At 61.2% G+C, this 23167-nt stretch carries 24 protein-coding genes; 11 read left to right on the forward strand and 13 right to left on the reverse strand.

Going from position 1 to position 23167, the window contains the following annotated elements; genetic code table 11:
• Positions 1 to 12: 12 nt before the first annotated feature.
• Entirely contained in the window at positions 13 to 570 is a 558-nt protein-coding gene (locus AB8A38_RS00180; RefSeq protein ID WP_439084531.1) for a PAS domain-containing protein, read from the reverse strand.
• A gap of 561 nt (positions 571 to 1131) precedes the next feature.
• Here AB8A38_RS00180 and AB8A38_RS00185 point away from each other — a divergent pair.
• Together AB8A38_RS00185 and AB8A38_RS00190 are read left to right on the forward strand one after the other, a co-directional pair.
• The gene (locus AB8A38_RS00185; protein WP_439088437.1) at positions 1132 to 1932 is read left to right on the forward strand and encodes a rhomboid family intramembrane serine protease; all 801 of its coding nucleotides are present in this window, start codon (positions 1132 to 1134) and stop codon (positions 1930 to 1932) included.
• Positions 1933 to 2169: 237 nt separating this feature from the next.
• Complete coding sequence (locus AB8A38_RS00190) at positions 2170 to 2598, forward strand: CBS domain-containing protein (RefSeq protein ID WP_439084532.1); 429 nt, start codon at positions 2170 to 2172, stop codon at positions 2596 to 2598.
• Between the two features lie 11 nt (positions 2599 to 2609).
• Here the strand turns inward: AB8A38_RS00190 and AB8A38_RS00195 are convergent, their stop codons facing one another.
• Positions 2610 to 3662: a patatin-like phospholipase family protein gene (locus AB8A38_RS00195; protein ID WP_439084533.1), complete on the reverse strand. Its 1053-nt coding sequence runs from the start codon at positions 3660 to 3662 to the stop codon at positions 2610 to 2612.
• A 227-nt stretch (positions 3663 to 3889) separates the two neighbouring features.
• Here AB8A38_RS00195 and AB8A38_RS00200 point away from each other — a divergent pair, with 227 nt between their 5' ends.
• Entirely contained in the window at positions 3890 to 4960 is a 1071-nt protein-coding gene (locus tag AB8A38_RS00200; RefSeq protein ID WP_439084534.1) for a hypothetical protein, read from the forward strand.
• A 239-nt stretch (positions 4961 to 5199) separates the two neighbouring features.
• A complete protein-coding gene (locus tag AB8A38_RS00205) occupies positions 5200 to 7668 on the forward strand; it encodes a putative bifunctional diguanylate cyclase/phosphodiesterase (RefSeq protein WP_439084535.1) in 2469 nt (822 codons plus the stop codon).
• 7 nt (positions 7669 to 7675) lie between these two features.
• On the opposite strand, the gene AB8A38_RS00210 is transcribed toward AB8A38_RS00205, so the two are convergent.
• From AB8A38_RS00210 to thrS, 3 genes are all read right to left on the reverse strand, one after another.
• On the reverse strand, positions 7676 to 8242 hold the full coding sequence (locus AB8A38_RS00210) for a nitroreductase family protein (RefSeq protein WP_068731925.1): 567 nt from the start codon (positions 8240 to 8242) through the stop codon (positions 7676 to 7678).
• 124 nt (positions 8243 to 8366) lie between these two features.
• The gene (locus AB8A38_RS00215; RefSeq protein ID WP_068731927.1) at positions 8367 to 8579 is read right to left on the reverse strand and encodes a hypothetical protein; all 213 of its coding nucleotides are present in this window, start codon (positions 8577 to 8579) and stop codon (positions 8367 to 8369) included.
• 4 nt (positions 8580 to 8583) lie between these two features.
• On the reverse strand, positions 8584 to 10617 hold the full coding sequence (thrS, locus tag AB8A38_RS00220; protein ID WP_439084536.1) for a threonine--tRNA ligase: 2034 nt from the start codon (positions 10615 to 10617) through the stop codon (positions 8584 to 8586).
• Between the two features lie 197 nt (positions 10618 to 10814).
• Between thrS and AB8A38_RS00225 the strand changes: the two genes are divergently transcribed.
• Positions 10815 to 11939, forward strand: coding sequence for an MFS transporter (locus AB8A38_RS00225; protein ID WP_439088438.1), 1125 nt, complete (start codon positions 10815 to 10817; stop codon positions 11937 to 11939).
• On the opposite strand, the gene AB8A38_RS00230 is transcribed toward AB8A38_RS00225, so the two are convergent.
• Positions 11936 to 12262: a GrlR family regulatory protein gene (locus AB8A38_RS00230; protein ID WP_315842809.1), complete on the reverse strand. Its 327-nt coding sequence runs from the start codon at positions 12260 to 12262 to the stop codon at positions 11936 to 11938. The two genes, AB8A38_RS00225 and AB8A38_RS00230, sit on opposite strands and share 4 nt — an antisense overlap.
• 139 nt (positions 12263 to 12401) lie before the next feature.
• Between AB8A38_RS00230 and AB8A38_RS00235 the strand changes: the two genes are divergently transcribed.
• Positions 12402 to 12833, forward strand: a complete 432-nt coding sequence (locus AB8A38_RS00235; RefSeq protein WP_439084537.1) for a DUF3574 domain-containing protein — start codon at positions 12402 to 12404, stop codon at positions 12831 to 12833.
• Here AB8A38_RS00235 and yidD read toward each other — a convergent pair.
• Positions 12830 to 13168, reverse strand: coding sequence for a membrane protein insertion efficiency factor YidD (gene yidD / locus AB8A38_RS00240; protein WP_439084538.1), 339 nt, complete (start codon positions 13166 to 13168; stop codon positions 12830 to 12832). The two genes, AB8A38_RS00235 and yidD, sit on opposite strands and share 4 nt — an antisense overlap.
• Positions 13169 to 13405: 237 nt before the next feature.
• On the opposite strand from yidD, the gene AB8A38_RS00245 reads away from it, so the two are divergent.
• The gene (locus AB8A38_RS00245; RefSeq protein WP_439088439.1) at positions 13406 to 14344 is read left to right on the forward strand and encodes a hypothetical protein; all 939 of its coding nucleotides are present in this window, start codon (positions 13406 to 13408) and stop codon (positions 14342 to 14344) included.
• 11 nt (positions 14345 to 14355) lie between these two features.
• On the opposite strand, the gene AB8A38_RS00250 is transcribed toward AB8A38_RS00245, so the two are convergent.
• Positions 14356 to 14820 (reverse strand): iron-sulfur cluster assembly scaffold protein, encoded by a 465-nt coding sequence (locus AB8A38_RS00250; RefSeq protein ID WP_439084539.1) that lies wholly within the window; start codon positions 14818 to 14820, stop codon positions 14356 to 14358.
• A 335-nt stretch (positions 14821 to 15155) separates the two neighbouring features.
• A complete protein-coding gene (locus AB8A38_RS00255) occupies positions 15156 to 15686 on the reverse strand; it encodes a hypothetical protein (RefSeq protein WP_439084540.1) in 531 nt (176 codons plus the stop codon).
• Positions 15687 to 16166: 480 nt separating this feature from the next.
• Here AB8A38_RS00255 and folE point away from each other — a divergent pair, with 480 nt between their 5' ends.
• Together folE and hisI are read left to right on the forward strand one after the other, a co-directional pair.
• Positions 16167 to 16874 (forward strand): GTP cyclohydrolase I FolE, encoded by a 708-nt coding sequence (gene folE, locus AB8A38_RS00260; RefSeq protein ID WP_175365506.1) that lies wholly within the window; start codon positions 16167 to 16169, stop codon positions 16872 to 16874.
• A gap of 103 nt (positions 16875 to 16977) precedes the next feature.
• Positions 16978 to 17418, forward strand: a complete 441-nt coding sequence (hisI, locus tag AB8A38_RS00265) for a phosphoribosyl-AMP cyclohydrolase (RefSeq protein ID WP_315842804.1) — start codon at positions 16978 to 16980, stop codon at positions 17416 to 17418.
• Between the two features lie 18 nt (positions 17419 to 17436).
• Here the strand turns inward: hisI and AB8A38_RS00270 are convergent, their stop codons facing one another.
• On the reverse strand, positions 17437 to 18132 hold the full coding sequence (locus AB8A38_RS00270; protein ID WP_315842803.1) for a hypothetical protein: 696 nt from the start codon (positions 18130 to 18132) through the stop codon (positions 17437 to 17439).
• 227 nt (positions 18133 to 18359) lie between these two features.
• On the opposite strand from AB8A38_RS00270, the gene AB8A38_RS00275 reads away from it, so the two are divergent.
• Positions 18360 to 19349, forward strand: a complete 990-nt coding sequence (locus AB8A38_RS00275; RefSeq protein WP_439084541.1) for a transglycosylase SLT domain-containing protein — start codon at positions 18360 to 18362, stop codon at positions 19347 to 19349.
• A gap of 300 nt (positions 19350 to 19649) precedes the next feature.
• A complete protein-coding gene (locus AB8A38_RS00280) occupies positions 19650 to 20822 on the forward strand; it encodes a DUF2336 domain-containing protein (RefSeq protein ID WP_439084542.1) in 1173 nt (390 codons plus the stop codon).
• 167 nt (positions 20823 to 20989) lie between these two features.
• Here AB8A38_RS00280 and AB8A38_RS00285 read toward each other — a convergent pair whose 3' ends face one another.
• The 3 genes from AB8A38_RS00285 to AB8A38_RS00295 all read right to left on the reverse strand — a co-directional run bounded on the left by AB8A38_RS00285 (position 20990) and on the right by AB8A38_RS00295 (position 23006).
• A complete protein-coding gene (locus AB8A38_RS00285; protein ID WP_439084543.1) occupies positions 20990 to 21571 on the reverse strand; it encodes an Hpt domain-containing protein in 582 nt (193 codons plus the stop codon).
• A 22-nt stretch (positions 21572 to 21593) separates the two neighbouring features.
• Complete coding sequence (locus AB8A38_RS00290) at positions 21594 to 22139, reverse strand: response regulator (protein ID WP_068731951.1); 546 nt, start codon at positions 22137 to 22139, stop codon at positions 21594 to 21596.
• 87 nt (positions 22140 to 22226) lie between these two features.
• Entirely contained in the window at positions 22227 to 23006 is a 780-nt protein-coding gene (locus AB8A38_RS00295; RefSeq protein ID WP_439084544.1) for an NAD kinase, read from the reverse strand.
• Positions 23007 to 23167 lie beyond the last annotated feature (161 nt).

The raw sequence follows: 23167 nt of genomic DNA on the forward strand, positions 1-23167 counted from the left end.
ATCGAAGGCTGTTTAGCGCAGCCCTTCATAGACCATCAGGCCGCGGGCAGCCTGCAGCTTGCGCAGGGCGCGCGGCGCAAAGCGCTGCGGCTGGTGGGCGAGATAGCGGAACGAGGTCAGCTGGAATGCGCCGAGCCGGCCGCGGACTTCATACATCGGCGCCAGCAGGCCGGTCAGGCTGATGGGGGAATGCGCGCGCGCCGCGAACGGCAGCAACAGCAGTTCCAGATGCGCCTTCTGACCGAATTCGGTCATTGCGGTCACGCCCGCGACGGCGACGAGCTGCTCCTCGGATACGACGGTGATCATGTCCCGGATCTCGTCGCGACACTCGGGCGCGAACAGCAACGGAAACGGCTGGTTCTTCAGGTCCCGGCCGAGCAGGGCACAAACTCTTGTGCCCGCCACACGGAACGGGAATTCGACGGGTTGGTCGTAGGACAGCACGAAGATATCGCCGAGCAATTCGCGCACGGGGCCGGGTTCCAGCTCACTCCGATCGGGGGCGCGCGCAAAACCGCGTTTGTCGTCCCAATAGGCGAAGAACGCGCGGCTGGATGGATGTTTCATTCGCCTGATCCTGACCCGGCTTGCAGTGGATCGGGGACATTTCTGTCCCGAATCCATCCATCGCTCGCCGCTACATGTTGTGCAGATCAGTCATTGCAGCGTCCATGCCGAAGGCGCGTTTTCCACCGCGTTCGGGCTGGGTATCCGCCGTTAAGGTTAAGTTTACTATGATTTTTAGGATCTCATTAACCGTCCGGTTTCGGAGCGGGTGGACCGGTTCGCCGTTAACTCTAAGTTAAGCATGCGCTTGGCAATGCGGGGATTGCCGGTAGTCTCCTGCTCACTCCAGAGCGGAGCGGACTGTCTCCAGCAGTTCGTGACGCGCTTCGATAAACAGGTGGCTGAAAACAGAATTGGTCGTCACGCGGGGAGGGGTGGGGATGTCGGCTTGTCCGGCATACCGGGACATCCATCCGCGGGAAAAGATCAAGACGGACCCGGGAGAGCCTTTCTCAGAGGCTCTCCCTTTTTCTTTTCAGGCGGGTTTGCTGTCCTGCGGCGATCCTGAGCTTGCACCGCACCGGCAAAGCCGACTATCTGGGGCATCGCTCGCCAGAGCTGCTGACAGGCCGTTATCCCTTGGACACATTGGCTTCCCCCGCTCCCCCGCGTGAACCGATCCTGACCCTACCGGGGGCGCTGACGGCCTATGTCGGGTTGCTTGCCGTGATCCACATTATCCGCATGCTGCTGCCGGTGGATCTGGAATACTGGACCATCGAGGTCTTCGGTTTCATTCCGAAGCGCTACGACCAAACGCTGTTGTCGATGCCGTTTCCTGGCGGCAATGGCGCCAAGGTATGGAGTTTCGTCACTTACTCCCTGCTGCACGCCAATCTCAGCCATATCGGCTTCAATGTGTTGTGGCTGCTGCCGTTCGGCAGCGCGCTGGCGCGGCGCTTCGGCGCGGTCCGCTTCTTCATCTTCATGGCGGTGACGGCTGTGGCTGGCGCCGCCGCGCATCTGGTTACCCATGAACACGCACTCGCCCCGATGATCGGCGCTTCGGCTTCGGTCTCCGGCGCCATGGCCGCGGCCATCCGGTTTGCCTTCGTGCGCGGCAGCTTCCTGTCGTTCAATCGCGGCGATGCCGATGAGGCGGCGCGTGTGCCGGCGCTTCCGTTGCTGCGTTCGTTGCGCGATCCGCGCGTGATCGGATTTCTGGCGGTCTGGTTCGGCGTCAATATCATCTTCGGCGTGGGCTCGATTGCGATCGGCGCGGAAGGGGCGAGCGTTGCGTGGCAGGCGCATATCGGCGGCTTCTTCGCTGGGCTGCTGCTGTTCTCGCTGTTCGATCCTATTCCGAGGTTGCAACGCACGGGTTCGCAAACATCGTCTCCGGACATGTCCGACCTGCATTAAGCGCGTACCGGCTTCTTGCGAGGCCGACGCATTTGATCCATCTTATGTATTCGACAGGTGACTCACGTTGGCAGGTTCGGCCCTTGAGGCCGATCCCGTTCCCGGCGCGAACGGTGTTTCAGTGCGATCACCACATCTGAACGACTGTTGAACTGCGCTGTTACACTGCATCTGCCTGACGACCCTAGAATGAAAGACCGCGCCCGACAAAGGGCATGGTCGACTTAGGAGGCGACAATGACGGTACGTGCAATTCTCGATTCCAAAGGCCACCAGATCATCAGCGTCTCGCCGAACGATAAGGTCTCGTCGGTGGTGCAGATGCTGTCCCAGCGAAAAATAGGTGCTGTGCTGGTGATGAGCCATCACCACATCGATGGTATCCTGTCTGAGCGTGATATCGTGCGGGTGATCGGAGAGCGCGGCGCCGCGGCGCTGGACGAAGACGTGAGCGCCGTGATGACGCGCAAGGTCATTGGCTGCAAACCGGCGGACACGGTCGGTGCAATCATGGAAAAGATGACGACCGGAAAATTCAGGCATCTGCCCGTTATCGAGGACGAGAAGGTCGTTGGCCTGATCTCGATCGGTGACGTCGTCAAATTTCGCTTGCGCGAATTCGAACGTGAACAGGAAGCGCTGCGCGAATACATCGCGACGGCCTGAGCCCGCCGTGTTCAGCTCTGCGAAGCGGTCGGCTTCTGCGCAACGACGGGCGCAGGCGAGTTTGCCACTTCGGGGGCGAGGATCTCGATCGCCTCTTGAATGGACTCGACGGCGCGTTCTGCGGCGCGCGCGCCGAGCGTGATCATTTCTTCGGCGCGGTGGAAATCGAACCAGCCGATGCGGCCAACGCGCGGTGCGATCAGGAGATCCGGCGGATCGCCGGCAAGGCGCGCGCGGGTGATGCGATCCTGCATGATGTTGAAGGCATCGACCATTACGGTAGAGATGCCCGGCCGTCCGCCGCCGCCGAAGAATTCGCGCTTCATGGTGCGCTCGGCCGAGAAGAACTTGCTGAAACCGCGCTTGGGCTCTTCGACTTCGATGATGGGCTCGGCCACTTCCGGTCCAGTGCCATGGTCGAAAATCGTGGTCGAATGGCCAAACACGTCATTGCTGAGATTTGCCGCGATGACAATCTCAGCGCCCAGAGCACGCGCCGCCGATACCGGCACCGGATTGACCAGCGCGCCGTCGACCAGCCAGCGATCACCGACCAGAACCGGAGAGAAGATGCCCGGCAGTGCATAGGACGCGCGCATCGCATCGACCAAGCGACCATGAGTCAGCCAGATTTCATGACCGGTGCGAACTTCGGTGGCGACGCTGGCGAATTTCAGCGGGAGATCTTCGATCAGTGTATGGCCCAGCGATGCTTCGAGCTGCGCGGCCAGCTTGTTGCCGCCAATCAAGCCGGAACCGTTCAGACGGATGTCGAGATAGCTGAGAATATTGCGGGGCTGCAGACCGCGGGCCCATTCCTCGAGCGTATCGAGGTGGCCGGCGGCGTAGGATCCGCCAACCACGGCACCGATCGACGTGCCCACCACGACGTTCGGGACAATGCCATGGGCAAGCAAAGTGCGGAGGATGCCGATATGGGCGAAACCGCGCGCCGCACCGCCGCCGAGCGCCAGACCGATGATCGGACGTCGAACGCTTCCCAAACCAGGCTTGTCGCGACCGTTCGCGCCATTCTGGCCGCGCCCCATCAAAATCTCCAGCACACCAAGCTCCTCGACGCCGCCGATATTAAATGCAGCAACGCCATCATTCCAGACGGTAGCTAATTCATGATTTATGTCGCGTTTGCGAGATTTAGGCACCAAATGTGACTGCAGAGCGACCCGTTACCGCACGGTACACCGGTTCATGGGGAACCTCACGCGATTGTGGGTCTGGCGGCGGGACAGTCGCGTCAAGGCTTGAATTTGTCGCGTTTTGGGTGAAAAGCATGACCATGACTGCACGGGGCCATGATTTGCGAACATCCGGCCGGAGCGGACGGCTGGCTTTGGTGCTGGCCCTCGCTCTGTTGCAGGCCGTTGCCTTGCCCCGGACAGCGTCCGCACAGTTCTTTTCGGACCGCCCGGCACCGGTTCCGCCGGGCTCGATCCCGGATGTCCCGTCGGGTCCGGCCATCAGCCTCGCGCCGCCGTCCGGTCCTGCTTCCACCCCCCTGTTGCCGACGCCGCTGACGCAGCCGCCGGTTGCCAATGTCGCCCCGCCTGTGCCGTCGCCGGTCCAGGCTGCTCCAACGGGGCCCGCACAGGGCGTGCTGGCGCTGACGGCGCGCTATGGCAAGGATATGCCGGTCATCAATAGCGGGCTGGTCTGGCGGGTCTATTCCGATCGACCGGACGAGACCGGGGCCTTTAAGCTGATCCGCGAGGATCGCGGTGCCACGCCGAATATCGTGCTGCCGCCGGGCAGCTATGTGGTGCATGTGGCACTCGGCCTCGTGAGCGCGGTGCGGCCGGTGACCATCAAATCCGAGACCGATCGCGAGGCGTTCGTGCTCCCCGCGGGCGGATTGCGGATCGAGGGCCGCGTCGGCACAACGAAGATTCCGCAGAACCAGATCTCGTTCTCGATCTACAAAGGCAGCCAGTTCGAAGGCGGTGAGCGCACGCCGCTACTGCCGAGCGTTCCTGCCGGCGATGTCGTGTTGCTGCAGGAAGGCACCTACTACATCATCTCGAATTACGGTGACGCCAATTCGGTGGTGCGCTCCGACATCCGCGTGCAAGCGAGCAAGCTCACCGACGTGACCATCACGCATCGTGCGGCTGTCATCACCATGAAGCTGGTGAGCGACAAGGGCGGCGAGGCCCTCGCCAACACCGCATGGTCGGTGATCACGCCGGCAGGCGACGTCATCAAGGAATCCATCGGCGCCTTCCCGCGCGTCACGCTGGCGGAAGGTGAGTACCGCGCCATCGCCAAGAACGAAGGCAAGGTGTTCGAGCGCCCCTTCAACGTCGTGAACGGCGTCGACGGCGAGATCGAAGTCATCGCGCGCTAACTGCTGTTCGCAAACTACTCAACAATCTTCCAGAACAAAGATCTCGTTGCAGACAACACGCTTCAAACGCGAATGAATTGTCATGCGCGTGTCATGGTCCTGAATCGCCAACTAACCATCGTGCCAGTTTGTCGCGTTACAACACGTCGTTGCCGTCCGCGGCCGCTGAACGTTTACATGACGTTAATCCCCATAGCCCGAATAGCAAGTATCGCTAGAAGTGTTCCGAAGGGGATGTCGTGACCGCGGCAAGACAGTTATCCGGAAGCCCGGACGTCAAATTGTTCGACGACATTCCCGCCTTGCAACGCAAATGGCGGGCGGCCGTTCGTCCCGGCCAAATTCTGCCCGGCTATGAAGAAGTGATGCTCGGCAGTCTTGGGCGTATGGCCGATCACATCGTCCTGCTGAAGGTCGAAGGCGAGACGCTCGAAGTGTCACGCAGCGGCCGCTATGTGCAACAGTGGCTGGGTGACGATCGCTGGGACATTCCGCTTGACGTGCTGGCACCTGACTGTGTGCGTGCGCTGACGGAAGCCGCGAACTGCGCGTTGCAGGCCAACAGGCCGCATTTGATGGTGGCGCATTGCGTGCGTGACGGTCTCGTCCACACCTATGACATTCTGGCGCTGCCGACAGCGTCGCGCTGGGGTGGCCGGTTGGTCGGCGTCTATGTCAACGAGCAGGGCACCCGTTACAATCTGGTCGATGCGATCTTCTCGTCGACGGACGAAGGCATCGTGTCGCTTGCGGCAATCCGGGATTCCGCAAGCCAGGCTTTTGACTTCCAGATCGTGCATCATAATCAGGGCGCTTCGCGCCTGCTGAAAGTATCGCCCACCGACCTTCAGTGGCGCAAGCTGAGCGCAGGCGGCCACGCATTGTCGCTGCCGAGCGTGACGAAATGGCTGTTGTCCATGATCGCCAATGGCCAGAGCGGTCAGCTCGAAATAGACAGCGACGATCGCAACCTTCGGCTCAGCGCGACGGCCTTCGGCGATCTCGTGTCCCTCACGGTCTCCGACGTTACCGACATCAAGCGCCGCGAAGCCTCGTTCCGGCTGCTGTTCGACAGCAATCCGATGCCGATGTGGGTGTTCGATGCCGAGACGATGGACTTTCTCAGCGTCAATGACGCGGCTGTCGCGCATTACGGATACGATCGCGCCACTTTTCTCCGCATGCAGCTCAAGGAAATCTGGCCGCGCGACGAGTGGGAAATTCACACGCGCGCGTTGATGCAACTCGGAGATATCTATCAGTCGGATCGCAACTGGCGTCACCTGAAGGCTGACGGAAGCGAGATCGAGGTGCTGACCTATGGCCGCCGCGTGATGTTCGAAGGCCGCGACGGCTTCCTCGTGGCTGTCGTCGACATCACCGAGCGTCGCAAGGCCGAGGCGCGTGTGGCGCATATGGCGCATCACGATGCGCTGACGGATTTGCCGAATCGTGTTTTTTATCAGGAGCGTCTGGCTCAGGCGCTCGATCACGACGATCTGAGCAAGCATGTCGCGGTGCTGTGCATCGATCTCGACCTGTTCAAGAATGTAAATGATTCCTTCGGTCATCCCATGGGTGACCGGCTGCTGAAAATGGTCGCCACACGAATGCGCACCGAGGTGCGTGGCAACAATCTCGCGGCGCGGCTCGGCGGCGATGAGTTCGCCGTGGTGCTGGCCGCCGATATCACGCCCAATGAAGCCAATGATTTTGCCGCACGGCTCATTGAGATCATCAGCGTCCCCTATGACATGAACGGCGTCGAGGTCGTGATCGGTGCCAGCATCGGTATCGCCATGTCACCGGGCGATGGCGATACCAGCGAAGAGCTGATGCGCAATGCCGATATGGCATTGTACCGCGCGAAGTCCGAAGGTGGCGGCGTGCATCGCTTCTTCGAGCGCGAGATGGATCGTCAGGCGCAGAAGCGCCGCGACATGGAGCTCGATCTGCGTAGCGCTTTCGCTGATGGGGACTTTGAATTGCACTACCAGCCGCTGGTCGATCTGGCCGCCGATCGCATCACTGGATTCGAAGCGCTGCTGCGCTGGAAACATCCCGACAAGGGCATGATCTCGCCGGCGGATTTCATCCCGGTGGCGGAAGATATCGGCCTCATCGTCACGCTCGGCGAGTGGGTACTGCGCAAGGCCTGCGCCGAAGCCGCCAAGTGGCCGGACGATATCAAGGTCGCGGTCAATCTCTCGCCAGTGCAGTTTCGTAGCCGCAATCTGGTGCAGGTCGTGGTCGCTGCGCTGGCTTATTCCGGACTGTCGCCGCATCGCCTGGAGCTGGAAATCACCGAGTCGGTGTTTCTTGCGGAAACCGAGGCCAATCTCGCGATCCTGCATCAACTGCGCGCGCTGGGCGTCCGCATCTCGATGGATGATTTCGGCACCGGCTATTCCAGCCTGAGCTATCTGCGGAGTTTTCCGTTCGACAAGATCAAGATCGACCGGTCTTTCGTGAAGGATCTGATTGAGCGGCCGGATTGCGTTGCCATCGTACGCGCGATCTCCGGGCTCGGTCGCAGTATGAACATCACCACAACGGCTGAGGGCGTCGAGACGATCGATCAGCTGGACTGGCTGCGCGCGGAAGGCTGCAACGAGGTGCAGGGCTTTCTGTTCAGCCCTGCAAAGCCAGCATCGGAAATCGAGAACCTGCTGCGCCGGTTTGGCAGCCAGGCGTCCCAGGCCGCGTAAACCCGGTTCAGAACCGGGTCACGACGTCCTTGAGTTCTGGCCGCGGCCGGTCCTCGATCACCTTGTCAGGCTTGCCGCCAATATGGATAAAGCCGGCCAGTTTTTCATTGGCGGCGAGGCCGAGGCCTTCCAGCACGTCGCGGTCATAGACCATCCAGCCGGTCAGCCAGTTGGCGCCATAACCCATGGCTGTGGCGGCCGACACAATATTCATGCAGCTCGCACCTGCGGACAGTTCCTGCTCCCATGACGGAATCTTCGGATGCGGCTTGATGATGCTCACCACGCCGATCACCAGCGGCGCTTCCGTCAGTTTGTGTTTCTGCGCCTCGATATCCTCGACAGGTGCATCGGGATTCTTCCGTGCGAACACGGTGGCGATGACGTTGCCTGCGCGTTTGCGGGCGTCGCCCTCGAAAATGATGAAGCGCCATGGCGCCAGCTTGCCGTGATCCGGCACCCGTGCCCCGATGGTCAGGATGGTTTCGAGTTCGGCGGATGAGGGGCCAGAGCCGGTCATTTCGCGCGGTTTGACGGAGCGGCGGGTCTTCAGGAAGTCGATGATGTCGGGCACGGGCAGTTCTCACAGATGAGGATGCAAAGAATTTGTAGGAATTGAATGACCGCTTACCACGCGAAAAGGCCCGCCACGAGGCGGGCCCTGCTCATTTAGACGGATTGTGACCGCGCGCATCCGCTTAGCTGACCGTTTTGTGCTCCGGCATCTTGGAGGCACGGTCCAGCAGATCACGGCCCAGATCCTCCAGCACGGCCCGCGAGGCCAGATAGAGGCTGTGGCCACGCTCGGTCTCGAATGCCAGCGCGACCACGTCCGGCCGGTTGGGGTCGGCGATCAGCTGATAGGATCGAAGCGGATAGGCTTCGATTTCGATCTCTTCATCGTCGCTCATCGGCTCAGCCCTCCGCCAGTGTGCGCTTCACGTCGGGCGGTGTCGCCTCATCGACCAGTGCGGCAAGGGCTTCCTCGAGCGAACTCACCTTCTGGCCATCGCTGCCGAGACGGCGCACCGAGACCTGGCCGGTTTCGGCTTCCTTCTTGCCGACCACGAGCAGAGCAGGGATCTTGGCCAGCGAGTGTTCGCGGACCTTGTAGTTGATCTTCTCGTTGCGCAGATCGATCTCGACGCGCAGGCCGGCCTTTCGGGCGGCTGCAGCAACGACCTTGGCGTATTCATCGCCTTCCGAGGTGATCGTGGTGACCACCACCTGCACCGGCGACAGCCAGAGCGGGAAGTTGCCGGCGAAGTGCTCGATCAGGATACCGATGAAGCGCTCCATCGAACCGCAGATCGCGCGATGCACCATGACTGGCGCCTTCTTCGAGCCGTCGGCGTCGATATAGAACGCACCGAAACGTTCCGGCAGGTTGAAGTCGACCTGCGTGGTGCCGCACTGCCAGTCGCGGCCGATGGCGTCGCGCAGTACGTATTCGAACTTCGGTCCATAGAACGCACCCTCGCCAGGCGAGATCTCGGTCTTGATGCGGCCGCCGGACTGGCTCTCGATCACCGACAGCACGGTGGCCATCACGCGCTCGGCGTGATCCCACATCTCGTCGGTGCCGACGCGCTTCTCCGGCCGCGTCGACAGCTTGACCACGATGTCGCCGAAGCCGAAATCCGAATAGGTCGACAGGATCAGGTCGTTGATCTTGAGGCATTCCTCGGCGAGCTGCTGCTCGGTACAGAACACATGGGCGTCGTCCTGGGTGAAGCCGCGCACGCGCATCAGCCCGTGCATGGCGCCCGACGGCTCATAGCGATGCACGACGCCGAATTCGGCGAGGCGCAGCGGCAGGTCGCGATAGCTCTTCAACCCATGCTTGAAGATCTGCACGTGGCCGGGGCAGTTCATCGGCTTCAGCGCAAACCAGCGCTTATCCTCGGCCTCATCGCCAGCGGACTGCGCCGCGAACATGTTCTCGCGGTACCATTCCCAGTGGCCCGAAGTCTCCCACAGCACCTTGTCGAGGATCTGCGGCGCATTGACTTCGCTGTAGTCGCCATTGAGGCGACGGCGCATATAGGCGATCAGCGCCTGGAAGATGGTCCAGCCCTTGGGGTGCCAGAACACGACGCCCGGGCCTTCTTCCTGGAAGTGGAAGAGGTCGAGTTCGCGACCCAGTTTACGGTGATCGCGCTTCTCGGCTTCCTCGATCTGCTTGAGGTAAGCGTCGAGGTCTTCCTGCTTTGCGAAAGCCGTGCCGTAGATACGCGTCAGCATCGGATTGTTGCTGTCGCCACGCCAATAGGCGCCGGCCACCTTCATCAGCTTGAAGGCGTTGCCGACCTTGCCGACCGACGTCATATGCGGGCCGCGGCAGAGATCGAACCAGTCGCCCTGGTAGTAGATCTTGATCGGCTCGTTGCCGGGAATGGCGTCGACCAGCTCGACCTTGAAGGCTTCGCCCTTGTCGCGGAATACCTGCTTGGTCTTCGCGCGATCCCAGACGTCCTTGGTGAACGGTTTGTCGCGCGCGATGATCTCGCGCATTTTCTTCTCGATCGCGCCGAAGTCCTCGGGCGTGAATGGCTCGTTGCGGAAGAAGTCGTAATAGAAACCGTTCTCGATCACCGGACCGATGGTCACCTGGGTGCCCGGCCACAGCGTCTGCACGGCTTCGGCGAGCACATGCGCCGCGTCATGCCGGATCAGCTCCAGCGCGCGGGGGTCGTCGCGGTTGATGAAATCGATCTTGGCGTCGGCGTCGATCGGATCGGAGAGATCCGAGACGGTACCGTCCAGCGCCATTGCGACGGTACGCTTGGCCAGCGACGGCGAGATGCCCTTGGCGATCTCGAAACCGGTCGTGCCCTTCGCGAATTCGCGCTTGGCGCCGTCAGGGAAAGTAACGGTGACGTTGTTGGTTTCGGCGGGGGTGAGGTTGGCGAGGCCGAACTTGAATCCCGAGCCTTCATTCTCAGTCATGTCTTCTCTCCTGTGGCTCACTCCTGCACACGGGCGCAGGTAAGCGGACGAGCGGTATAGCAGCCGATTCGGGCGTTGCAACACCAGTCTAACTGACCTGATTTGCACGCTTGGCGGGCAGGTTTGACTTGCATGCAGTTGCATCCATAAGATGCGATATCTTGACAGTCGCTCGCCCCTACGCCCCCACCGCACTCATGATCGGCAATTTCGTCACCGGCATTGGCCTGATAGGCCCGACGGCGATGCTTGGCGAGTTGTCGGCGGGGCTGGGTGTCACCATCCGCGAGGCGGGGCTTTTGATCACCTTCGGCGCAGTGATGCTGTGCATCTGCTCGCCCCTGATGTCGTGGCTGACCAGCCGGATCGAACGGCGGCATCTGTTGCTGTGTATCATCGCGGTGGTAGCGGCCGCCAATCTGGCATCGGCCTTCGCGCCGAATTTTGCGGTGCTGCTGGCGATCCGCCTGGTGATGTGCATCGCTGCCGCGCCCTATACACCGCAGGCCGCGGGTGCGGTCGGGATGCTGGTGCCTCCGGACAAGCGTGGCAGCAGCGTTGCCTATGTGTTTCTCGGCTGGACTCTGGCGGCTGCGGTCGGTCTGCCGCTGGTGACCTTCATTGCCAGCCGTTATGGCTGGCGCGAAGTTTACGCATCCGTCGGTGTGATGAGCTGCCTGAGCTTCATGCTGCTGGCGTGGCGATTGCCGCGCGAGCTGTTCGGCGCGCCTGTCGATCTCAGCACTTGGTCTTCGCTGGCCCGCAATCGTCTGGTCGTGCTGCTGCTAATCATCACGACGCTACAGCTTTCGGGGCAGTTTGCGATTTTCACATTCATGGCGCCGCTCCTCGAGCGGCTCGCCGGGGCAGGGCACGATGCCGCAGCGTCCGTCTTCGCGATCTATGGTGTCTGCGGCTTTCTCGGCATCATGACCGCGACGCGGATCGTCGATGGCTGGGGCGCGCTCAATACGTCCATCCTGTCGACGTCGCTGGCGCTTGCGGGCATAACGGTCTGGACGCTCGGCGCAGGCCATCTGCCCGTGATGGCGCTCGGCGTCGCGATCTGGGGGCTCGGCTTCGGCGCCATCACGTCGATGCAGCAGGTCCGCTTGATTATGGCCGCACCGTCGGCCGGAGCGGCGTCGGTCTCGCTCAATACATCGATGCTCTATGTCGGTCAGGCGATTGGATCGGGCATCGGTGGCGCGCTGTTCGCCGGTGGATACTTCCACGCGTCGGGGGTCGTCGCGATGGGTTTCCTGACGACGGCACTGGTGGCCATCGCGTTCAGCCGTAAAATGTCGGGACGTGTCGCTTAGTCGCAGATGCGGGTCAGTTGCGCCTTGAACGGCACGCCGGGCAATTGCAGCGCACTGCCTTCGAAATCGAGCAGGTCGCCATTGACGCGGCCGGTCAATGCCAGTGTGACACCTTCAAAGCCGAACACCGACTTGAAGGTCTGATCCGGGTTGTAGCGTTTCGATGACACCTTGACAGAGATGGTCTCGCCTCTGTTTTGATAGTTGCCCATGAAGGCGAAAGCGGAGTTGCCGCCGCGTAGCTTACCGCCGATTGCATAGACGACACCGGTCCCGGTGCCATGAATAGTATGAAAATGTACTTCGTATAGGCCGTCTTCCACCTGAGTGCCCCGGGCAGTGATGTTAAGTGAAGATGAATTTGGCGAGATGAAGTGGCGGCACCCTATGGTATCAAATGTTATTCAACAATCCCAACAGTAGGCATTTTGTAAAAATAGCTTTGATAATTTGAGGTTCGGGGTGCCGCGACATATCCGCCAACTGTTTTCTGCATGCGTTGCTACATTAACGATCAGCGTATTGATGAGCGGCTGTGCATCGCTGCCACCATCGTGCCTGCTGCCGTCGCGCATGATGGTGTCCGTGGAGATGATCTTCGGCCGCAACATTGGCGATCGGCCTGGTATCAGCGAATCTGCATTTGCAAATTTCGTCGCAAGGGAAATCACGCCGCGCTTTCCCGATGGTCTCACTGTCATCGATGGAGACGGGCAGTGGCGCGACGGCGTGCGTAATGTTGATGTTCGCGAAAGGGCAAAGGTCGTTCTGATCACCTTCGCCGACGACGCTCAGAAACGTGCCGATCTCGTTGCCATCGCGGAAAGCTATAAGCGGCAGTTCAGTCAGCAGTCCGTGCTCACGAAAGTCGGCAATGCCTGCGTAAGCTTCTAGCTTGCGCTGTCATTGACACCGCGCCAGCGCGCGTAGCGCCACGGTGTATACCAACGGGCATCGGGCGACAGCTTGGCCGGCACGTTATCGATACCCGACGTGCCCCATGGCTGGCAGCGGAGCAGCCGCGCCAGTGTCATCCAGCCGCCGGCCCACAATCCGTAGCGCTCGATCGCTTCGTCGCCATAGACCGAGCAAGTCGGGAGATGACGGCAATTGTATCCGACCAGCGGTGACAGCGTGTGGCGGTATATCCAGATCATGCCGCGACCGGCATTGCGTGGCAGCCGTTGAATAGTACCGGCGCAGTTCGGGCACATGGATGAATGTTTCATGGTCGGATTGCTATCAGATCAGCCGGGTTTTGCCCGGTTCCTTTGCATGGAACCCATCTACTTATGCATTGGAGACACACCTGCCAATTTATCGCATGCAGTGCAGCAAAAGTAACTGGACGCTACGGCGAAGCCCGCTAGGTTTTTACGTAACGCCCGTGTGACAGAATCATGAGCGTTGTTTGGGGCCGTTGCCATTGCTCATGAGAGTGCGGGGAAGGAACCGACTTGGGACGTATGAGGTCGCTTCGATCAGGTAGTTCGGCGCTGTTTCGCGCCGCGGCTTTTTGCATCGTTCTTCCCGGACTCGCGGCCGGCCTTATGGCTTCGGTGGCGTCCTCTGCCCAAGCTGCAGCCGTTCTCGAAGAACGCAAACTCCCGATGCGCTTCACCTGGGTCGCCTGCGAGCCGAATTGCCGTGGCTGGATCGGCGCGGTGGGGATTGTCACCGGCGACACCGTCAGGGATTTCGACGAGTTTTCCAAAGGCCGCGATCTGACTGACGCGACAGTGGTGCTGGATTCCAGCGGCGGCTCGGTCAATGACGCCATCACCATGGGCCGGCGCTGGCGCAAGCTTGGTCTGCGCACCACAGTCGGTATCACGGTTGACCTGCAATCATCCTCGGGCGTCATGAAGCCGGCGGTCGTGCCGCAGGCCTATTGCGAATCCATGTGCGTGTTTCTGCTACTGGCGGGCAAGACCCGCTATGTGGCCGAGGAATCCCTTGTACGCGTCCATCAGATCTGGATGGGCGACCGCGCCGACGATCCGAAGGCTGCGAGCTATACGGCAAACGATCTGATGATCGTCGAGCGGGATATCGGCCGTCTCGCCAAATACACTTTCGACATGGGAGGCACGGGCGATCTCTTGTCATTGTCGCTCAGCGTGCCGCCGTGGGACGATCTGCATCGGCTTACAGAAGCCGAGTTGAAGCTGACCAATCTGGTCACCAGCCATAGTGTCGATGATGTGTTGCCCGAGCCTCGCGAGCAGCAGGCGCCGGTCGCATCACTGGTGCCGAAGTCGGTACAGGATCGTTTCGTGAGCGGGCCGGAGAATGAAAAGACCCCGGTCGCTTCGGCACCGGTCGCGTCTTCGACGAAGTCGACCAAGACGGCCGAGGCCTCGGTGCCGACTGGCGGCGTCGCATCGGCACCGTCAGGGAAATAGCCGCGCTGGCGTTAAGCCGGCGTCGGCTGGCTAGCTCCGGCGTTTGACTTGGCTTCAATCTGCCCGATGGCGTCCACGACCGCATCGAATGTGAGGAGCGTCGAGGCGTGGCGCGCCTTGTAGTCGCGCACCGGTTCGAGCAGGGCGATATCTGCCCACTTTCCGTCCGACGGCGGTGCGCCGTTTTCCTTCAACATCTTGCGCACGGTCTCGCGCAGCGCACGCAATTCTTCGGCAGTCGAGCCCACCACATGACGCGCCATGATCGACGACGAGGCCTGGCCAAGCGCGCAGGCCTTCACGTCATGGGCGAAGTCGATGACCACATCGGCATCCATCACGAGGTCGATCTTGACGGTCGATCCGCAGAGCTTGGAATGGGCGGTGGCAGACGCATCGGGGGCAGGGAGGCGGCCCAGCCGGGGAATGTTACCGGCGAGCTCGATGATGCGCTTGTTATAGATGTCGTTCAGCATCTGGTTCGGACCTTAACTGTGCCATCGGTCACCGGGATCACGTTCTTGGCGCGCGAGGAACTGGACTCTATATAGCGTCCATTCCACGAAATAAAAGATCAGCAGTTTCAATGGTCTGTGAGCAGTTATGTTTTTGGCGACGCACGGATTTTGCACGTCGCAGCCGTCCCCGTCATGTAGGGACGCTTTAGCGACTGCCCAACATCTTCAGAAAGAAGGCACGCCGATCGGATCACATGCGATCCGTGATGGCAGACCCAAAGACTCGATGCCTTCGATCAGCCGGCGCTCGTCCTTGAGACAGACAAAAAGAATTTCGGACCTCTCCGCGCCGCTCAATCGCTTCCGCGGCTGACGTCTCGCCGAGCCTGGGCGCGCTTGTTCGCCTGCGACACCCTCCCGATCCGTGAAGGAGGAATCTTGATATTCCGGCGCCGGTTTGGGATGGAGCGCATTCCTTCACCAGGGCGAAGATCATTCTGTGGTCGAGAGAATTGCTGTGTCCGTCGCAGGGCCAGTGCGCGCCTGGCGGCCTCTCCGAGGTCCTTTTTCGCTTCGAAGTTCTGCAGGCGCTTTAGCTCCTTGCTAACGCGTTTTATAGCAGCAACGAAGACTTGCTTGCGCTGAGTTGCATGTTCGGCCGTTCCGGAAAAGCTGCTGCCTCGCGGGTCGGCTTTTCCTCTTGCTTCGCGCTGTCGATGCCGCGCTAGGGTGTGCTCCTTGCCATGAAAATCCCGTAGCCTCGAGCGAAGGCTCTCCAGCTTGTCGCGCGTTAATTCGCCGATGGCGGGATGATGAGTAGCAAGCACGATTTCTTGCTCATCGTGTTTCAGAATGCTGATTTCATACCTGCTGGATGCCGCCATCGTCTTTTCCTCCAACCAATGCCTGGGTTACGGATCGTTCGCGCTGTTTCTCGCACCTCCCTCAGAACCAGCGTCATGAGAGTCGCGCGGGGGCTATTTGACCCGATGCGCTGCCGAGATTGTTCCTCCGGGCCGTTCTGAAGTATCGGGTCATCACCCTAGGCTCACATGGGAACTGCCCGCATTGCCCTTGAATGGCGCACTGGGAATAATAGGAAAAAGACCAACGATTTAAATGTGATGAGTGGGTTGCCTGATGGCTGGCAACGGTCGTAATGGTTCACTATATAGGGCGGAGCCCGGCCAACAGAGCGCCGGGCGTTCTCCAGATCGCCGGAATTTGAGAATTCAGTTCGGCGGCCTCGGTGTTATTGTCGCAAGACGATGTTTTATTGACGGACTCAGGCGTCCGGCGGCTTGGCCGCCCCGTCTGCCCGGTGACACTCCGGCCTCCCGTGGGGCCGGTCGAACGGAGTAAAGATGGACGCAGTGATCAAGCCGCTTCGCGGCAAATCCCCGGATGGCAAGCCGACCGAGAGCAAAGTGCAGGAGTTCCGGCCGGCGGAGCTCGATCCTGCCGAGTTTCTGGCCGCGGCGGTAAATCCCGACCAGCTGCGGCCCTCGCGCGCCGAGGCCGAGCAGGCCGTGCAGACACTGCTCGCCTATATCGGCGAGAATCCGCAGCGCGAAGGTCTTATGGACACCCCGCGGCGCGTGGTCGAGGCCTATGACGAGCTGTTCCAGGGCTATCATCAGTGCCCGGCCGAGGTCCTGAACCGGACCTTCGGCGAGACCGCGGGTTATGACGATTTCGTGCTGATCCGCGACATGGCCTTCGTCTCCCATTGTGAGCATCACATGATGCCGTTCTACGGCAAGGCGCATATTGCCTATACGCCGGTGGAGCGCGTCGTTGGTCTCTCCAAGCTGGCGCGTCTCGTGGATATCTTCGGCCATCGGCTGCAGACCCAGGAGCATCTGACCGCGCAGCTTGCTGCTGCGGTCGATGAAGTGCTGAAGCCGCGCGGCGTTGCTGTCATGGTTGAAGCAGAGCACACCTGCATGTCGGCCCGCGGCATCCGCAAGGAAGGCTCGCGCACCTTCACCACGCGTTTCACCGGCAACTTCCGCGACAATCCTGCCGAGCAGGCGCGGTTCATGTCGATGATCCAGTCCATGTCGCGCTAAACCCACGTCGCGCCGATCGCGCGACGACCGTGATTTGCTGCTAGAGTATCGGGCGCATCAGGCGCCCGATTTTCGTTTGACGACCACAGCGAGAGATTTCCCCGTGTCCAATACATCGCACGCGCACAGCCATGATCTCGAAGAAGGCCTTGCGCTCACGCCGAAATTCGACGCTGCCGGTCTCGTTACCGTCGTGACGACCGACGTGGCGAATGGCGACGTGCTGATGGTGGCGCATATGAATGACGAGGCGCTGCGCAACACCATCGAAACCGGCGATGCCTGGTATTATAGCCGTTCGCGCAAAGCGCTATGGCGCAAGGGCGAGAGCTCCGGCAAGACCCAGCGCGTGGTCGAGATGCGGATGGATTGCGACCAGGATGCGATCTGGATCAAGGTTGAGCAGATCGGCGGCGCCGCCTGCCACACCGGCCGTCGCTCGTGCTTCTACCGCGCGATCACCAAGGGCGAGGCTGGGGCAGCGAAGGTGTCGTTCATCGATGCGGACAAGGTGTTCGATCCGGCGTCGGTCTACGGAAGCTGAACTGGCTTCGATCTTGGGTCACGCCAGCCGGCTGGCGAAATCCTGCCGGGATTTGGCGGCGCTGATGCCGGTTGGATCGGCGATCATGTCCATGTAATCAACGGCCGCTGACCGGAGCTTGCCGTCCTTCATAGTCATGACGCCGGACAGGGTCTGGATGTTCATCGAACGGAGATTGTAGTTCTTCCAGGCTTCCGCCTGTTTCGCTTCGCTATTGGTCGATTTTTTCTGCTCGTTGTAGAGATCGAGCGAAGCTTGCGCGGCCTTCAGGGCATTCAGGCCCGAGACTTCCTTCATCTCCTTGGCGAGCGCCGGATCGTCGCTGAACATCTTCTCGATCTTCGCCTTCCAGGGGCCTTCGGCAGTCACGTTGCCGAATTTGTCGACCTTCATGTGGGTCGCATATTCGGGCGGGATGTTCATTTTCTCGAACGCTTTGGAGAGGCGGTCGGCTAGGGCGTCGGTCCGCTTTGTCAGCATTTCGTCGAATGTATCGGTGAGCCCTTCGGTCGCGGCCTGATCGGCCTTGGCCTTTTCGATGATCGCCTTGGCGCGGTCCGACAGCGATACGAAGGCAGCAGGAGCTACCGGCGCAGCTGCAGGCTTGTCGGATGAGGCGGATGGCTTGGCGGAGGCAAGGGCGGCGGGGGTCGTCTTGTCCCACGATTGTGCCGACGTCGAACGCGCGTTTGCGCCATTTGCGACCGCAACCATCGTGATCTCCATTCCCGCTGCCGACGGGAGCGAATCTCCGTCAGACACATACGGAAACACCCTCGCGTTAATGCTCTGTAAAACATGCAACCAAGGATGGAGGTGTTGGGCGCCAAAACCCTCTTAGCGTTTCGTTAACCATGAATGTCCCACTGTGTCCGCGGCTTCCGCACGGCTGACAGGGCACGATTCCCGGTGGTCATGTCGCGGCAGCGGGGCACCACACTATGGCGGTCGACGCGACCAACCTCGCATCAGCACTCTCGTCAACGCGCAGTCAGGTGACCGGCGCGATCAAGAATGCTGCCGGCACCACGGGCACGAGCTTCGAATATCTGCTCGCCACCGCCAAGATGGAATCCAATTTCAATCCCTCGGCCACGGCTTCGACGTCCTCGGCCAAGGGCCTGTTCCAGTTCATCGAGCAGACCTGGCTCGGCACCGTGAAGGAGGCCGGGACGCAGCTCGGCTACGGCAAATATGCCGACGCCATCACCAAGTCGCCTTCGGGAAGTTATTCGGTGAACGATCCGGCTGCGAAGGCCGAGATCCTGAAACTGCGTGACGATCCCGTCGCGAGTTCAGCGATGGCCGGCGTGCTGACGCAGTCCAACGGTTTCAAGCTTACGGGCGAGATCGGTCGTCGTCCCAGCGATGCCGAACTCTATATGGCGCATTTCATGGGCGTCAGCGGCGCCTCCAAGCTGATCAACAATGCGGCGAACAATCCGAGCGCATCGGGCGCGGCGTTGTTTCCGAATGCCGCCGCAGCGAACCGGTCGATCTTCTACGATCAGAGCGGCAGCGCCCGCAGCGTGTCGCAGGTCTATTCGGTGCTGTCGGCGCGCTATGACAGTGCCGCGAATTCCACGGCGACACGGACGGCGATGGCATCCGCGGGCGTGGTGACGGCGCAGGCGGTCTCGCCACTGACGCCGTCCAGCAATGCCACATTCCTGTCGCGCTTCCCGGATCTGAGCACGGCGCAGGTCGCAAGCTTTGCATCCGATCAGTCATCGACGGCCGTGCAGGAACAGCCGATTTTCCGGTCGCTGTTCCAGGGTGGCGATCGTGCGCAACCTGTGTCGCCGGCCGTGCAGGAATTGTGGGGCAACCGCACGTCATTGACATCCGTGTCGCTGCCGAAGGCACCTGAAGTCGGCGTGCCAAAACCCCTCGATCTGTTCAGCGATCGCGCCGGAACTTTTAGTAGTTAGGTAGTGCGCTAACGCAGTTCGGATACGGCTTGGCACAGTCCGGATTTTATCCCACAGGCCTGAACTACACTTTCAAATACACTACTATCTTCCGACGACCGTATGTCGGATTGCGCCGCGTTTTATCCGCGTGGCAGACGTCTGGGGCAGGCCGCACATTTCCCCGCATGTCCGACCCTTAATAAAACCTCAACAAACCCATAAGCTTATGGTGAACCGTTTGTTAAGTGGGATGGTTTATTTTCTCTGACAGTGGCATCGCGTTTCGGTGTTGATCTTGTTGCGTAGGCTGGCAGAACCATGATTGTTCGGCAGTTCATCAGTTGGGTACGGACCGCTCCAGCCAGCGAGCGGGCAGAGGCAACGCGCTCTTTGGCGCGGGCCTGGATTTTTTCTGATCTGTCAGACGACGACCGTGCTGCCGCCGAAGGCGCGCTGCTGATGCTGCTCGATGACGCATCGCCGCTGGTGCGCCAGGCCATGGCGCAGGTGTTTGCCCGCGCGCCGTCGGCGCCCCCGGCCATTGTGCAGGCGCTGTCGGTGGACCAGCCCTGCGTGTCGCTTCCAGTTCTCGAACATTCGCCGCTGTTGATCGATGCCGATCTGGTCGACATCGTCGCCACCGGCAACAGCGAACTGCAATGCGCCGTCGCGCGCCGCATCAATCTGCCGATCTCGATCTGCGCCGCCATTGCCGAAGTCGGTTCTGCCGCTGCGGCGCTCGAACTCATCGAAAATCCATATGCCGAACTGGCGCCGTTCTCCTGGGACCGTATCGTCGAGCGTCACGGTCATCTCGCCGCCATCCGCGAAGCGATGCTGGCCCTTGACAACCTGCCAGCCACGACGCGCCTCGCGCTGGTGGCCAAGCTCTCCGAAACACTGACCCGCTTCGTCGTTGCGCGTAACTGGCTGTCGCCGGATCGTGCCGAGCGCATTGCCGACGAGGCGATGGCGCGCTCCACGGTCAATATTGCGTCACGTTCGCGCGGCGACGAGATGCGTGATCTCGTCCATCACTTGCGCGAAGCCGGGCAACTGACCGTCGGACTGATCCTTCGTGCCCTGCTGTCGGGCAATCTCGACCTGTTCGACCAGGCGCTGGTGGAGCTGTCCGGCCTGCCGCAGAGCCGCGTGGCCGCGCTGGTCTATGACGGCGTCGGTGCCGGGCTGAACGCATTGCTTGCCCGCGCAGGTCTGCCGGAGTCGACATTCCCTGCCTTCCGCGCCGCGCTGGCTGCGCGCAATGAAATCGGTTTCATCGGCTCCGTTGGTGGCGCCGTGCGGCTGCGCCGTCGCATGGTCGAGCGGGTGTTGACGGTGTGCGAGACCGATGAGGCGGCGTCCGAGCCGCTGTTGATCCTGCTGCGGCGCTTCGCAACGGAATCGGCTCGCGAGGAAGCGCGTGTGTTCTGCGATGAACTGGCTGAGCAGGCGAATGCGCGCGACGAGTATCAGCTGATCGCGGCGTAAGCATCGAATATCTCAGTCATGCCCGGCCCTGAGCCGGGCATCCATCGTTCGACATCAGCGCATTTCAATGGATGGATGGCCGGGTCATCAAGCGAAGCCTGCTTCGCACTGCCCGGCCATGACGTGGAGAGTGTTTCGATCGCATCAAACGAAATTGCGGAGCGACGCTATTCCTTCGGTGCGATGCTCGGCGCCGAGATCATCTCGAGATGATCCGGCCGATCGCGATTGACCAGCGTCAGATAGTCATCCGCGACGGCACGCAGGCGGGCGCTGAGTTCGTTGGCCACGCCGGCCTTCTCGATGGTGTTGTGCTCGCGCACGATGGCCTGGATCGCGTCGATGTGATGCTGGATCAGATCCGGCGGCACCGCATCGAGATCGGGGGCGTGTTCGAGAATCCGGCACAGGCTTTCTGCGGCGACGCCAGCGGCAGGAAAGCCGAAGGTCGAGGCGTCGCCCTTGATGTCGTGAGCGGCGCGAAACAGCTCACCGCGGGTGTGCGTATCGAAGCCCTTCTTCAGGATCGCGGCATGTGCTGCGGCAAGGCGGTCGCATTCGCTGCGCATCCAGGTCTTGAACTCGCCGGAGAGATTGGCCAGCGCCTGTTCGGCGCGCGCCACGGGATCGTCGAGCTCGCGATCGATGACGCGGCGGATCGCGTGCTTCAGTGTGTTCGGCGGCGTGATGACCTGGTGATCGGCGAAAGCCTGCACCTTCGGCGGCGCCGGCGCTTTGTTCTTGGCCATGGTCGTTTCTCCGAACATTGCGCTAGCCAGTGACACGGGCTTTATCCAGCAGCGACGGCTGCTGCAGAACCTCGGCTTCACCGCCATTGCGGCGTTCCGGTCCGATATAGGCGACGGTGGTGTTGCGGCGGCGGTCGGGCCCGAAATAGTTCTTCGTCTTGATGAAGGGGCGGGGATGCGCGACCACGCTCATGATGCGCAGATAGAGGCCCTTGGCCGAGATCGGCTTGGCCAGAAATTCGGTGACGCCGGCATCGCGCGCCATGGTGATGCGGCGTTTCTCGGAATGGCCGGTCAGCATGATGATCGGCGCGTAGGGATTGCCCTTGGAATCCGGCTGCCGGATCATCTGCGCCAGTTCGAGCCCGTCGAAAATCGGCATCGCCCAGTCGGCGATCACGATGTCGGGCACATAGTGGCTGTACATTTCCAGCGCCGTGGCGCCGTCCTCGGCTTCATAGACTTCGCGGGCGCCGAACGAATGCAGCAGCGTGCGCAGGATGCGCCGCATATGCGGATTGTCGTCGCAGACCAGAAAACGCAGCTTGTTGAAGTCGATACGGAACATGATGCGGCTCGAACCGGGCAGGGACCGTTACCCGATGTTAACCATACAGCGCCGCGTCTTAACGAATGGTTGAGGCGGGCAGGCGCCTCAATACCCGAACTGCTCGCTGAGGATGCGTTCTTCCAGGCTGTGGCCGGGGTCGAACATCATGCGCATTGAAATCGACTTGTCGGAGATGATTTCGACCCGCCGGACGTCGCGGGCTTCCTCGTTGTCGGCGACGGCGGCCACCGGGCGCTTTTCGCCCTCCAGCACCTCGATTGCGACGATCGCAGTATTGGGAAGCAGCGCGCCGCGCCAGCGCCGCGGGCGGAACGCGCTGATCGGCGTCAGCGCCAGCAGCGCGGCATTGATCGGCAGGATCGGTCCCTGCGCCGACAGGTTATAGGCGGTGGAGCCGGCCGGCGTCGCCACGAGGATGCCATCGGCGGCAAGTTCGGCCATCCGTTCGCGTTCATCGATGAGGATGCGCAGGCGCGCCAGTTGATGCGTCTGGCGAAACAGCGAGACCTCGTTGATGGCGTGATGGATGTGTACGCCGCCATGAACGTCCGTGGCGCGCATCAGCAGGGGATTGATCAACGTCTCGCGCGCCGCAGCGAGGCGCGCATGCAGATCGAGCGTCGAGAACTCGTTCATCAGGAAACCGACGGTGCCGCGATGCATGCCGTAGATCGGTTTGCCGGTGCGCATGAAGTCGTGCAGCGTCTTCAGCATCAATCCGTCGCCGCCGAGGGCGACGATGATATCGGCAGTGGCCGGATCTGCATTGCCATAGAGCTGGGCCAGCTGGTCGAGCGCTGCTTGCGCTTCCGCACTGGTACTGGCCACGAAGGCGATCCGGTCATAGCGCTTGGACGGGTTCATCGGGAAATTGCGGCCTTCAGCTCGATGCATGTCGGGCGAGGTCTGTATCGGCCTTCCCTGGCGTTGTCGAGGCAACACTAAGGGCAGTTTTCGCCGATATGTCGAGGGCAGGGAAGCTGGATGGTTACCGCGCCATACAGAAGCCGGCACAATCCGAAGGA

This window comes from Tardiphaga sp. 839_C3_N1_4 (genome assembly GCF_051811045.1).
Taxonomy (GTDB): domain Bacteria; phylum Pseudomonadota; class Alphaproteobacteria; order Rhizobiales; family Xanthobacteraceae; genus Tardiphaga.